Annotated in this window: 11 protein-coding genes and 2 pseudogenes; 7 read left to right on the forward strand and 6 right to left on the reverse strand. The window is 66.7% G+C overall.

The genetic code is table 11. From position 1 onward, the window contains the following. The first annotated feature begins 31 nt into the window (after positions 1-31). Both A5673_RS28110 and A5673_RS29830 read left to right on the forward strand, forming a co-directional pair. Positions 32-241: a CoA transferase gene (locus A5673_RS28110; protein ID WP_068226913.1), complete on the forward strand. Its 210-nt coding sequence runs from the start codon at positions 32-34 to the stop codon at positions 239-241. After that, positions 238-558: pseudogene (locus tag A5673_RS29830) on the forward strand (VOC family protein); the annotation flags it as partial. The gene A5673_RS28110 and the pseudogene A5673_RS29830, both read left to right, overlap by 4 nt. A 93-nt stretch (positions 559-651) precedes the next feature. Here the strand turns inward: A5673_RS29830 and A5673_RS29835 are convergent. Both A5673_RS29835 and A5673_RS04190 read right to left on the reverse strand, forming a co-directional pair. Next, a pseudogene (locus A5673_RS29835) lies at positions 652-1,665 on the reverse strand (CoA transferase); the annotation flags it as partial. Next, positions 1,641-2,876 (reverse strand): CaiB/BaiF CoA-transferase family protein, encoded by a 1,236-nt coding sequence (locus A5673_RS04190; protein WP_068227395.1) that lies wholly within the window; start codon positions 2,874-2,876, stop codon positions 1,641-1,643. The gene A5673_RS04190 and the pseudogene A5673_RS29835, both read right to left, overlap by 25 nt. Before the next feature lie 111 nt (positions 2,877-2,987). Between A5673_RS04190 and A5673_RS04195 the strand changes: the two genes are divergently transcribed. The 4 genes from A5673_RS04195 to A5673_RS04210 all read left to right on the forward strand — a co-directional run bounded on the left by A5673_RS04195 (position 2,988) and on the right by A5673_RS04210 (position 7,687). Next, entirely contained in the window at positions 2,988-4,190 is a 1,203-nt protein-coding gene (locus A5673_RS04195; protein WP_231970875.1) for a cytochrome P450, read from the forward strand. An 11-nt stretch (positions 4,191-4,201) separates the two neighbouring features. Next, entirely contained in the window at positions 4,202-5,422 is a 1,221-nt protein-coding gene (locus A5673_RS04200) for a CaiB/BaiF CoA-transferase family protein (protein WP_068227399.1), read from the forward strand. Between the two features lie 53 nt (positions 5,423-5,475). Continuing rightward, the gene (locus A5673_RS04205) at positions 5,476-6,333 is read left to right on the forward strand and encodes a mycofactocin-coupled SDR family oxidoreductase (protein ID WP_068227401.1); all 858 of its coding nucleotides are present in this window, start codon (positions 5,476-5,478) and stop codon (positions 6,331-6,333) included. A 64-nt stretch (positions 6,334-6,397) separates the two neighbouring features. After that, entirely contained in the window at positions 6,398-7,687 is a 1,290-nt protein-coding gene (locus tag A5673_RS04210; protein WP_197518283.1) for a phosphotransferase family protein, read from the forward strand. A gap of 18 nt (positions 7,688-7,705) precedes the next feature. On the opposite strand, the gene A5673_RS04215 is transcribed toward A5673_RS04210, so the two are convergent. Continuing rightward, positions 7,706-8,920 (reverse strand): cytochrome P450, encoded by a 1,215-nt coding sequence (locus tag A5673_RS04215; protein WP_068227405.1) that lies wholly within the window; start codon positions 8,918-8,920, stop codon positions 7,706-7,708. A 183-nt stretch (positions 8,921-9,103) separates the two neighbouring features. On the opposite strand from A5673_RS04215, the gene A5673_RS04220 reads away from it, so the two are divergent. Beyond that, complete coding sequence (locus A5673_RS04220; protein WP_068227407.1) at positions 9,104-9,658, forward strand: TetR/AcrR family transcriptional regulator; 555 nt, start codon at positions 9,104-9,106, stop codon at positions 9,656-9,658. 8 nt (positions 9,659-9,666) lie between these two features. Here the strand turns inward: A5673_RS04220 and A5673_RS04225 are convergent, their stop codons facing one another. From A5673_RS04225 to A5673_RS04235, 3 genes are read right to left on the reverse strand one after another with little or no spacing between them, the layout of a single operon-like run. Beyond that, positions 9,667-10,785, reverse strand: coding sequence for a thiolase family protein (locus A5673_RS04225; protein ID WP_068227409.1), 1,119 nt, complete (start codon positions 10,783-10,785; stop codon positions 9,667-9,669). After that, positions 10,785-11,012, reverse strand: coding sequence for a hypothetical protein (locus A5673_RS04230; protein ID WP_068227411.1), 228 nt, complete (start codon positions 11,010-11,012; stop codon positions 10,785-10,787). The genes A5673_RS04225 and A5673_RS04230 overlap by 1 nt, the downstream gene beginning before the upstream one ends. After that, entirely contained in the window at positions 11,002-13,101 is a 2,100-nt protein-coding gene (locus A5673_RS04235; RefSeq protein ID WP_068227413.1) for a CoA transferase, read from the reverse strand. The genes A5673_RS04230 and A5673_RS04235 overlap by 11 nt, the downstream gene beginning before the upstream one ends. Between the last annotated feature and the right edge of the window lie 25 nt (positions 13,102-13,126).

Below are 13,126 nucleotides of genomic sequence, written 5' to 3' on the forward strand. Positions count from 1 at the left end.
AAGCCAGCGACGCGGATTCCCGGCCGGGGCGGTGCTGTCCCCCGACGAGGCCTTCGAGGACGAACACATCGCCGCCCGAGGCTTCCATGTGCCGGTCCACCACCCCGAACTGGGGGAGACCTTCCGCTATCCGGGCACGCCATACGTGTTCGGCGCCAACGCAGCAAGCGGCCCCGCACGACCACCCCTGCTCGGGGAACACAACGCGCTGCTCGACGAACTCGTCGACGACACCGCATGACCTCCGGTGGCCGCCTCACCCACATCGGGCTGTGCGTCAGGGATCTCGCAAGGTCGGTCCGATTCTATTGCGCGGCTTTGGGATTCGACGAATGTGGTCGTCTGCGGGTCGACGGGCCCGAGACGGCGCGGCTGCTCGGTGTGCCCGGGCTGGTGCTCGACCTCGTCTACCTGCAGCGCGACGGGTTCCGCCTCGAGTTGCTCAGTTATCCGGCGCCGGGGGTTAGCGAGAAGCGCTCGCCCCGGCGGATGAATGCGGTGGGATTCACCCACCTGTCGTTCCGTGTCGATGACCCGGACGCTTTCGTCGCAGGTATCGAGCGCCTGGGTGGTCGGGCTCGGCCGGAACGGACGGTGACATTCGAGGGCGGCGATGTGTTCGTCCTCGAAGGCCTCGTCGGGGGACAGCACCGCCCCGGCCGGGAATCCGCGTCGCTGGCTTTCCAGGAAGTACTCGTTGGCCGGCATGCCCGAAGCGATCAACGTGATCGCGTCGCGGGCCGCCGTCAGTATCGCGGTGGTCTCGTCGTCGGCACCGATCATCGCGATGTCGACCGGATCGTCGCGAGAGGCGGCCATCTCCAAGAACACCGCCTCGGGGAGTTCGTCGGTGAGGCCGAGGTCCGCGAGCCAATTCAGCAGGTTCGCGAATTCCGGCGGCTTGCGCGGCAACACGCCGGTGGTGGCGTAGGCGCCGTCGGCGCATCGGACCTGGGTCGGCTGGCTCGGCGTGAAGTACGCGTGGCGGCCCGTCTGCCGGACGCACGTCTCGTTGTTGACCAGCCAGTGGTAGGTCGTCTGCTCACAGCTGACGTTGCAGGCCGCGTTGACGCTGACGTCGACGAGCTGCCCCTGGCCGGTCTGGTCGCGGTGCGCCAGGGCGACCAGCGCCCCGATGGCGCAATACAGGCCGGCGATGTTGGCCGACTGCTCGCCGGCGCCGCGGATCGGCGGCACGGAGTGGTCGTCGTAGCCGCAGTTCCAGACCGGCCCGCCGCCCGCGAGCATGGTGAGGTCGGTGACCGGTTGGTCGGCACGCACGCTGTCGAGCCCGTAGGGGGTGACAGCCACCCAGATCAGCGAGGGATGCCGGGCATCGCCGACCGGGCCGGCCCCGGAGATGACGATGTCGGCGCCGGCGATCAAGCGCCCCAGTGCGCTGGAGCCCTGCGCGGTGCCGGGATCGACGATCACCGACCGCTTGCCCACGTTGCCGCTCCACCAGCGCAGGCTGGTGTCCGGCCCAATGTTGTCGTGCGCGAAAGGCGGTCGCTTCCGATGTGAGGATCCGGCGGGGGGTTCGACGACGACGACCTCCGCGCCGAGTTCGGCGAGTAGCCGTCCCCCGACGGGGGTGAACTGGCCGCTGATCTCGACGACGCGGATCCCGCTCAGCGCGTTCAGATCACACCCCGCTTCGTCAATTCGTACAGCTCCTGATCATTGCGGCCGAGCAGGCCGCCCAGCACGTCCCGGTTGTGCTCGCCCAGACACGGCGCAGCCCGCGAAATGTTCCACGGCGAGGCCGACATTCGCATGGGAAGCCCTTCGACGCGCACCGCCCCGATTTCGGGGTGCGTCACCGTCGGGAAGAGTCCCCACTCGGCAAGGTCCGAGTCCTCGTCGATCCGCTCCCGGGGCGACTTGACGACGCTCGCCGGAATGCCGGCCGCACTGAGCTCGGCTGCCAGCGAGGAAGCTTCGCGGGTCCGGGTGCAGGCGCTGACGAGTTCGTCGAGTTCGTCGGCGCCGAGCAACCGCTGCTCCAGGGTGGCGAACCGGTCGTCTGTCAGTCGTGGTTCGTCGATGACTTTGGACAGCAGCGCGACGTCCCGGTCATCGCGGCAGGCGATGGCAATCCACCGGTCCTTGCCCAGGCACGGGTAGATCCCGTGCGGGGCCATCTCACCGAAGTCGGCGCGGTTACCGTCCGGGACCCCCGGCCGGCGCGCGGGCCGCTCGTTGACCGTCCAATCCAACACCTCGGTGGGCAGCATCGCGATGCCCGCCGGCACCGTGGCCAAATCGATGTGCTGGCCCTCGCCGGTGCGTTCGCGCTGATGCAGCGCCGCCAGGATCGCGACCGTCATGTAGTAGGCGGCGATGTGATCCATGTACGAGTAGCCCCACCCCGCGGGCTCGTGGTCGGGCAGCCCGGCGGTGAAGGTCAGGCCGCTGAGCGCCTGAACGATCGGACCCCATGTCTTGAAATCGCGGTAGGGGCCGGTGTGTCCGAAGCCGCAGTTGGAGACGTAGATGATGTCCGGCTTGATCCGGCGCAGCTCGTCGTAGCCAAAGCCCATCCTGGCGAGCACGCCGGCCGCGAAATTCTCGCAGACGATGTCGGAGACGGCGATCAGCTCACGCAGCAGCTGCCTGCCCGCCTCGACCCGCAGGTTGATGGTCACCCCGAGCTTGCCCACGTTGTGGTTGTTGAAGCCCGCGCCCATATTGACGCCCCGGCGTTCGTCGACGAAGGGTCCCACGCCGCGCAGCGCGTCCCACATACCGCGGCTGACGGGGTCTTCGACTCGGATGACCTCGGCGCCGAAGGCCGCCAGGATTTTCGTCGCGCCGGCGCCAGCGAGTTGACCGCCCAGGTCGCACACCCGAAGATGGGACAAGCCGACGGTCACTATGCAACAATAGAACATAATTTGTTCTGCTGCCAACGCCGCGCCGGGACTCTGTCGCGGCCCACGGCTACTCGCAGATTGACAGTCGATGTTCTATTGTTCAGTCTTATGGTGACGATCACAGCGGCCCGGTTCGACGAGCCGGCGTTCTATCTGGGCGACCCGAACGCCACGTTCGCGCAGCTGCGCGACCACGACCCCGTGCACTGGTACGACGAGGGCAAGTTCTGGGTCATCACCAAATATGAAGACATCAAGAGCATCTCGGCTCGGCCCGAGAAGTTCAAGTCGGAGCGAATCGGGATCATGATGGATCTGATCGCGCACCGGGAGGGCCGCGACCCTCAGGGATATGGCAACCGCGGCATCATGTTCATGGATCCGCCGGTGCACCGAATGCACCGCAAGGCCGTCGGCGTGCGGTTCACACCGGCCGCGGTCGCCAAGATGGAGACCCGGGTACGCCAGGTCGTCAACGACGTACTCGACGACCTGCCGGACGGTGAATTCGACTGGATTCAGCGCGTCGCCGAGCCCATCCCGGTGTATGTGTTCGCCTACCTGCTGGGTGTGCCCGAAGAGGATTGGCCCAAGGTCGCGGGCTGGGCGACCACTATCGCCAACGTCGGTGGCGGGGCCGCGAGCGACGAAGACTACGCGTTCATCTTCGAACACATCGGTCCGTATTTGATGGGCCTCGTCGCCGAACGCAAGGAGCGTCCGCAGGACGACCTGCTCACGTTGCTCACCGAGGTGACGGTCGACGGGGAGCCCTTCGACGAGATGCAGGTGATGATCTACGCGCTGACCCTGCTCGCCGCCGGTAGCGAGACGACGCAAAGCCTGATCGCGGGGATCGCCGACTGTCTCGACACCCATCCCGACGAATCCGCGGTGTTGTTCGCCGATCCGGGCCTCAGCGGAAACGCGGTCGAGGAGGTCCTGCGCCACTGGACGCCCGTGATGAGCATGGCCCGGCAGGCGGCCCGCGACGTTTGCCTGCGCGGCGCGGACATCAAGGAAGGCGACGGGGTGCTGCTCGCCTACGCCTCCGCGAACCGCGACCAGGAGCACTGGGGCCCGACCGCCGAACAGTTCGATATCCACCGCGAGGACGCCGCCAATCACCTCGGCTTCGGGGTCGGCGAGCACTTCTGCATGGGCGCCGCCCTGGCTCGACGCGAAGCTCGCCTGCTGTTGGAGGAGGTGGCGCGGCGCGCCAAGGGGATTCACGTGGTCGGCGACCGTGTGCCCCGCGTGTCGACGCTGGTGCACACGCACGACCACCTGCCTGTCGCGCTGGACTACCGCTGAGGGGCGTGCCCATGAGCGGACCCATGGCGGGCGTACGCGTCCTCGAGGTTGCCCAGTGGACCTTCGTGCCGGCCGCCGGCGCGGTGCTGGCGGACTGGGGCGCTGACGTACTGAAGATCGAACATCCGCGCACCGGCGATGCCCAGCGGGGCCTACGTCAGCTCGGCAACGTGCAGATCACCGGCGAGCGCAACCCCGTCATGGAGCACGCGAACCGCGGCAAACGATCCATCGCCCTGGATATCTCGACACCGGCCGGCCATGAATTGCTGATGGACATCGCGAGCACGAGCGACGTGTTCCTGACGAACTTCTTGCCCGATGCTCGCGCCAAACTGCGGATCGACGTCGACGACTTGCGAACGGCGAATCCCGACATCATCTATGTGCGAGGCAGCGCATACGGAACCCTCGGCGACGAGGCCGGCATCGGTGGATACGACATGACGGGCTTCTGGAGCCGCGGCGGTAGCGCGGCAAGCGTCACCCCGCCCGATATGGCCGGCGTCGTCGCACAACCCGGACCGGCGTACGGAGATTCGATGGGCGGCATGACGATTGCCGGCGGAATTGCCGCGGCGCTGTTTGCGCGTGAACGGACCGGTGAGACCAAGGTCGTGGACGTGTCGCTGCTCGGAGTGGGAGTGTGGGCGATGGGGGTGGCCGTCAACGCCGCGCTGATCTCCGGGCAGCCGTGGCAGGCAAACCCCGCAGGCGCCAACGTCACAGCGCACAATCCGCTGGTGGGCTTCTACCGCACGGGCGACGGTCGCTATATGGGATTGTCGATGATGCAAGGTTTCCGCTACTGGGCGGACTTCTGTGCGCGGGTCGGGCTCCCCGAGCTCGCCACCGACGAACGCTTCGCAAGTCACCAGCTGCTAACCCGCAATGCGGCGCAGGCAACTGAGATCCTGCGCGAGGTGCTCGGGAGCCAATCACTCGAGCACTGGCGCAATGCGCTGGCCGGTTTCGAAGGGCAGTGGGCGCCCGTACAGAACACGATGGATGTCGCGGCCGACGAGCAGGTCAGGGCGAACGGCGTCATCGTGCCCATCCAAGGCAGCGGCGGTGCCCTCGAATTAGTCTCGAGCCCCGTGCTATTCGATCAGACACCGTTTGCTCTCGGCCCGACGCCGGAGTTCGCGGAACATACCGAAGCGCTGTTACTCGACCTGGGCAAGGACTGGGACGACATCATTGTCCTCAAGGACAGCGGAACCATCGCGTGACCAAGACGACCTTCATGGCCTGACGGCGAAAGAGCCAACAACGGAGGAAGCACATGAATCGAGTCAGCGGCAAAGTAGCGGTCGTCACGGGCGCCGCGCGCGGACAAGGACGCAGTCACGCAGTCCATCTCGCCGACGAGGGCGCCGACATCATCGCCGTTGACATCTGCGACGACATCGCGACCAACGACTACCCGATGGCACGCAAGAGCGACCTCGACGAGACGGCGAAGTTGGTGGAGAAGGCAGGCCGACGTGTCGTCACAGCTATGGCCGATGTGCGGGACCGGGCGGCCCTGAAGAAGGCGATCGATGACGGCGTCGCCCAATTGGGCGGGCTGCATGTCGTCGTCGCGAACGCCGGCATCTGCCCGCATGGAGAACACAAAGGGTATCCGGCGTTCCGCGACGTGCTCGACGTGAACTTTCTCGGCGTTGTCAACACCGTCAACGCCGCGTTTGACCATCTGGACACCGGTGCGTCGATCATCGCCACCGGCTCGATCGCCGGACTGGTCTCCCAACACGATATGTTCAACGGCGGCGGCAACGCGGGCCCGGGCGGGCTCGGCTACGGTCTGGCCAAGAAGTTCGTCCGCGACTGGGTCAAATCGATGGCGATGACGATGGCGGCGCGCCAGATACGCGTCAACGCCGTGCACCCGACGAACGTCAACACCGCGATGATGAACAACCCGATGATGTACAAGACGTTTCGGCCCGACCTGGAGGCTCCGACACACGACGACGCCTTTGTGATCTACCCGATGCTCCAGGCGATGCCGGTGCCATGGGTGCAGCCCGAGGACATCTCGCACGCCGTGGTCTACCTTGCCTCGGACGAATCGCGATACGTCACCGGACTGCAGATGTTCATCGACGCCGGTGCCGCGCTGAAAATGGGTTTGTGACCTCCCCGCTGACATGACACCCGATGAGGCGGTACGAAGCTGGCTCGAGAGTCACCTCGGGCCCGTGCGTGCCTTCGAGCGCCAACCACGTTGGCGTCCGGCCTGGTTCGCCGACGTCGAACGTGACGGCACAATCATGCCGCTGTATGTGCGTGGCGACCGCGTGGGCATGGAGTTCTCGTTGTCCACCTATCGGGAAGCGGAAGTCCTTGAAGCCCTGGAGAAGCAAGGAATTCCAGTTCCGCACATTCACGGTCGGATTGACGCACCACCCGCCATCGTGATGGATCGCCTGCCCGGCGCCACCAATCTGTCAACCTCGCCGAGCGCAACAGAGCGCAACTCGGTCATCGACGAATACATGGAAATCCTTGCGCGGATCCATCGGTTGGATCCAGGTGAATTCTCCGCCGCCGGACTCAAGTTACCCAAAGACCCTCAGCAGCACGCGTTGTCGAGCTTCGAAGAGTCCGTCGCGCGGTATCGGTCTACCAAAATGCGCCCGGAGCCGTTTCTGGAATTCGGCATCGGCTGGATCCGCCGCCACGTTCCCGCGCATCGGTTCGACCCGCGCTTCGTCCTGGGGGATCCCGGGCAGTTCATGTTCGCCGATGGGCGCGTGACCGGACTGCTCGACGTCGAACTGGCCTACCTCGGCGACACCGCGCATGACCTCGCAGGACTGCGTCTGCGCGACATCTCCGAGCCCTTCGGCGACCTCGAGCGCGCGTTTCGGCGTTATGAGGAGGTCTCCGGCGTGGAACTGGACCTGCCGGTGGTCGAGTTCCACACCGCGCAGTTCTCGCTCACCACGCCTCTCTCGTTGGTGATGGTCGTGCACAACCCTTTTCCGATGAGTGACTTGCTGCAATATGAAGAGTGGTTTCAGCAATGCTCGCTCAACGCCGTCGAAGCCATGGCCGCGGTCGAGGGCGTCGCCCTCGACGAGTACCGACTCCCGCAGGCGGCAGATGTCCGCCAGAGCGGCCTTGTCGACGCGTTGGCACCCATCATCGAGGAATTACCCGCCGAGACCGAGATTGAGCGCTTTCGGCGGCGCCAAACCGCGCAAACCGCGCGCTACGTCGCCGACCTCTGCCGGCAAGGTCCCGCAATCGAATCCGAAGACCTCGACGATCTCAAGGGCCTGCTCGGCTCCCGATACCCCGACTGGCGTGCAGGGGATGAGGCGCTGGAGGCATTCGTCTTGCGCGCCCCCGAGAACATGGACGCCGAGCTCATTCGGCTGTTCCACCGCCGCATCATGCGGCAAATGCGTTTGCTGGAGCCGGTTCTCAACCGCGCCGGCGGCGTGTACCCGCTGACACCCCTGGCCCGGTTACTCGGCCGCTGACGCCCGCGTGGAAGGCCGCTACCGGGCGGCCAGCTCCAGACGCTTCCGTCGCCGGACCAGGATGCTGGGCAGCCAGTCTCCGACGTCACACGCGTCGATCCAGGTGGTGCGCTCCAGTAGCATCTTGAACACGATCTGAGCCTCCAACCGGGCCAGGGCCGCCCCGACGCAGAAATGCACGCCCTTGCCGAACGTCACATGCCCCTTCCCGTTGCTGCGGTCGAGAAGGAATTCGTTGGGCGACTCGAAGTGCCCGGGGTCGCGGTTGGCGGCTCCCCATAAAAGAATCAGATGCGCGTTCCCCGGCACCTCCACCCCGCCGAGCGTGGTGTCGCGCCACACATGGCGGTAGTGGCCACGAAACGGCGGCTCGTAGCGCAGTGTCTCTTCGATGAAATTGCCCAGTAATTCCGGGCTTTGGCGAATCCGCTCTTGAACCTCGGGACGGTCAGCGAGAATCCATGCCGCACTGCCCAACAACGAGGCGGTCGACTCGCCGGCGGCACTGAACAGCGTGAGCATGATGCCCATCGCCACGGCCTGGTCCACCTCGCCGGAGGCGTAGCGGGCGGCCATGTCCGGTATCAGTCCGGATTTGTCTGCGGTATCAGCCCTATCGAAATGTTCCATGACATACGCGGACAGTTCGAACGCCGCAACCCCGGCCTCCGCGAGCTGCGCCTCGGTGACAACGCCGTCGAGCAGGGTGGTGGTGGCGTAACCCAGCCGGATCAGCTTGTCGACATCGGCATGGGGCAGGCCGAGCAATTTTGCGACCACCATCATCGGGAGCCGGTTCGCCACCGCGCCCATCCATTCGATACGTCCCTGTTGCAGGTTCTCCTCCCACAGGCGCTCGGCGGTCTCCGCAGCGAATTCCTCGATGATCCGCACCCTGCGCGCGGACAGGTGTGGGAGCAAGATCTTGCGGTGCAGCGCGTGCGCCGGGTCATCGGCCGTGGCCAGGGCGTGGGTGGGGCTTCCCGCCCCCATCATCGGCAACGCCCCGATGCTGCCGTCCTCGCGGAAAATCATGGTTGCCGTGAGATTGGACGAAAAGTCATCGACCCGAGTGACGGCCTCGATCAACGCCTCCCAGCCACACACGGCATAGAAGTCGGAATCGGCGATGCGATGCACCGGAGCCGTCGCGCGCATCCGGTCATACATCGGATACGGATCCTGCAAAGCCTCGGCACCGAGGAAATCGACCGGGTCGCTCAAGACCGCCATAGACCCAGGCTGAAGGTGACCGTCGGCGCGGTCAATAGGGCGAGGAAAGGTTGATAAGCCTCCCGCCGCGCCGTCCGTGCACCCCAAACCCCTTGCGCGGGAGGACCAGCGCGTTAGCCTGAGAATTGTTACCGATAATTCTCAGCCTGAGGGAAGTTTCTCTCGGCTGTTCGGGGAGGGTGCATGGCACAGAACGACTGGCTGGTGGGCCGGGATCGCCGCAGCGCAGCCGCCGAACGGATATATGCGGCCGCCGCCGACCTCATCTCGCACGTCGGATACGACGAGTTCACCATCGAGAGCCTCGCCGAAACGGTCCACTGCTCGCCGGCGACGATCTACCGGCACGCCGGCGGAAAGGCGGCCATCAGGGACGCGGTGGTTGCCCTCCAGGCAAGCCGCATCGTCGATACCGTGCGCGAGGCCATCAAAGACCTGACCGGCCGCGAACGAGTGGTGACGGCCACCATCCTGGCTTTGCAGCGCCTGCGCTCCGATCCGTTGGCCCAGCTCATGCAGACCGCACCGACGGTGCCGCGCAGCGAGTGGCTCACGAACTCCCCCGCTGTCACCGCACTCGCCTATGACATGCTCGGATCCGACAATGCGGATCCACTTGCCGCCCAATGGCTTATCCGGGTGTTCCTGGCGTTGTGGTGGTGGCCGGTGAGGGAACCCTCCGACGAACGCGCCCTCGTCGAACGCTTTCTCGGCCGGTCTTACGAAGACCCCGGCTGAGGGCCGAATCACCGACCCAGTACGGCCACCACACAGGACCCGCCGCCGCCCATTGCCTGCGCCAGCCCGACGCGGGGATCGGCGACCTGCCGCGAATCCGCCTCTCCGCGAAGCTGACTCACCACCTCGGCGACCTGGGCCAGCCCCGTCGCACCGAACGCGTGCCCGCGGGCCAGGCAGCCGCCGTCGGTGTTGGTCGGCAGCCTGCCTTTGGATCCCAACCCGCCCGACTGGACGAGTTCGGCGACGTCCTTGACGTCGACGAGTCCGAGCGCGATCAGCGCGGTGATCTCCTCGCTGGCGCACATGTCGTGCAGGGAGACCACACCCACTTCCTTCGGCGCCACCTGTGCCGCTTCGAAGGCACGCCGAGCGGTCAGCGTGATCTGTGACGGTGGGCCGACACAGGGACCGGCCAACGGCCAGCCCGCGTCTTCGGGCCAGCTGGTCTGCTCGATGGCGTTGATCGCAACGGACCGAGGGAGGCGTTCGGACGTCACGACGACCGCCGCGCCGCCATCGACGGACGCGTGACACATCATTTTTGTGAGCGGCTCGGCCACCATCCGCGCCGCCATCACCTGCTCGACGGTGACCTCGTCGTCGTTGCGCCGCGCCGCCAGCGGATTGAGCCGCGCCTGGTTGTACGACTTCGCCGCGACCGCACCGAACACCTCCGGCCCGCATTGCGCGTCGTACAGCCACCGATTGGCCTCGATCGCATAGTGGATCTGCGGCGGGAACCGGTCCCAGAAGTTGACCGCCGCCGGCACCACGCCCCCGGGCTCCAGCGCCGTCGTCTTCTCGTAGCCGATCGCCAACGCGGTGTCGCACCGACCGGAGGCCACCGCCCACACGGCGTGCCGCAAGGCGACCATGCCGCCCGCTGAGGCGCTCTCGATGGCGGTCACCGGAACCCCGGTGCGGCCCAAGCGAAGTGCCACCTTGAGGCCGGTCTGGGGCGGCGCCATAGAGGAAGACGTGAACACCTCGCCCACAGCCTCATAGCCGACACCTGCATCGGCCAGCGCCGCCTCGGCGGCCGCGACGCCGAGCGCGGCCAGCGCGGTGTCAGCATGCCTACCGAATGGTGTGACGCCGATACCGGTGACGTGCGTGCCCGTCATTACGATTGCGCCTCGAACAAAACGATGATGTTGTCCTCCAACATCTTCTCGACGACTCGGCCGACGGTGCCGGGTGCCGGACGAGGCCCGGAAACCAACACTTGCAGCCGCCCGTCGGAGGTGTCGACCCAGGCGACGCTGTAGCCGTCCTGACCGTACCCGGGGATCGGCGACTTCCCGGGAACGAAGGTCGACGCCCACACGGTCGCGGGGCGATCAGCGGACATTAGTCATGCCTCCTTCGTGCGCGTTCGCGTTGCCCAGGGCCGGCGGCGGCATGAGCGGAACGGGGCCTTGGCCGACGAACCGCCATGGCAATCCAACGAGGCGGGCGGTACAGATATCCGGGTCTGGGTGAGCGATCTCGGGGAAGAATCCGCGGATCGCCAGATGCGGATCCGAAATCAGGTCCTCGGCCCGTTGCACCGGTGCGGCGCGCAAACCCGACGCCCTCAGACGGGCGGAGACATCGTCGGCCGACGCGGCGGCAACCAGGCCCGCCAGCTTCTCGAGCACCGTGGGATGCCGCGAATCATCGGATACCGCAGTGATTTCTGCCAGGCATGTCCACTCATCGGGCTCTGCGATTTCAACGGCGATCCAGCGGCCGTCGGCGGCGCGATAGACGCCGCGATGCGCGGAATCGCCGACGTCGGAACTACCCGGAGCGGCGGCCGCGGTGACGAACTCCGCCACGGTCGACGCGACGACCTCGGCCATCGAGAGATCGATGACGGCGCCGGTATCGCGGGCGGGCCCGACGGCCCACGCGGCGATCACCACGGCGGCCACCACCGAGGACAGCGGGTCGGCTATCACGGTGCCGAGCCGCGCCGGTGTTCCATCCGGCCCGACCGTCAGTCCGGCCAGTCCGGCATATGCCTGAACATTGTTGGCGTAGACGCGATATCCGGCCATGGGCCCTTCTGATCCGAACCCGGAGACCCGGACGGCGAGCCTGCCCGACTCGGCAACGGCGGCCGGGTCCACGTTGAGCCTTGCGAGTCGTGCGCCGCCAACGTTTTCGATGAGTACGTCAACGTCGGATAACGCCGCGGCGATGTCGTCCACCGCGCGGGCCGGGTCGATCAACAGGCTCTGCTTGGAATGATTGGCCACTGCGAAATATGCGCCGCGTTCGACGCCGGGCCTACCCTCCGCGAAGGGCCCCGTACGTCGATAGATGTCGAGGCGCTCAGGGTCTTCGAGCCGAAACACCCGCGCGCCGATCGCGCCGAGCAGCGCCCCGATGATCGGCCCGGCCAGGACGTGGGTCAGTTCCGCGACCCGCAGGTCGCTCAGGCGGCCCGTGCGCCGACGATCCGCCCCTCGCCCGACGTGGGTGATCCACGGCGAGTCGAGTACGGACAAGTCCACACCGCCGAGCTGCGGCGTCGACACAGCGCCACGGAAGGCAAACTGCGGTGACGTCAGAATCTCTTCGGCCGTATTCACCGGTGTCGACGGCACGCCGTTGGCTTGAAGCAGTGCCGCGCAGCCTTCCTTGTCGTGCGTCGCCGCCCATGCCGTGACATGCCGGTTGATCAGATCGGCGTGGTCGATGCGGGCCTGACGTTCGTCGAGACCGGTGGCCCAGGCCGGATGATCAAGCGCCGCAAGCAGACCCCGCCATTGGTGGTTCTCGACCGCGGTGATGCGGACCATACCGTCGCGACACGGAAACAGTCCCGACGGCGCGAGGTACCGCCCGCTGCCCGCCCGTCCGGGACACGCGTATAACACGTGGGCGCATTCCGGGAGGGCAGCGGTGAACGCGACCGCCTCCTGCACCGACACGTCGACGCTCACCGCCTCGTTACCGTCGTTGCGCCGATCGAGGCCATGCAGTGCCGCCAGTGCGGCGACGGCACCCGCCGCCTTCAGCGCGACATAGCCCGGCGCCGGTACCGGCGCCCCGTCGGAGCCCTCGATCGTGGCGAGCAGTCCACCGGCCGCCTGGGCGACCAGCTCCCCGCCGGGCTGCGACGACCGCGGCCCGTCGAGGCCGAATGGGCTGACTGTAACGACAACCGCGTTCTCGACCATGGGCGGCGTCAGGACACGGCCGTGATCGACGATCACGATGTCGTGTTCGCCGATCAATGTCGACAGATCCGTGGGCGGTGGGACGATCCGCTTACCTCGATCAAGCGTGAGGTCCACGGCAGCGACCGGTCCGGCCGGGGTGGTGATCACCGGTCCCACCCGACGGGATGCACCGGCGTCAGCCACCTTTGTGGCCTCCGCGCCGAGGCTGGCGAGCAACGCCGCAGCCGCCGAACCGGCGATCCCGTCGCCAAGCTGGAGCACGCGCACGCCAGACAGGAAAGACATGTCGCCC

Origin of the sequence: Mycobacterium sp. E3198 (genome assembly GCF_001667015.1) — a bacterium.
GTDB lineage: Bacteria > Actinomycetota > Actinomycetes > Mycobacteriales > Mycobacteriaceae > Mycobacterium.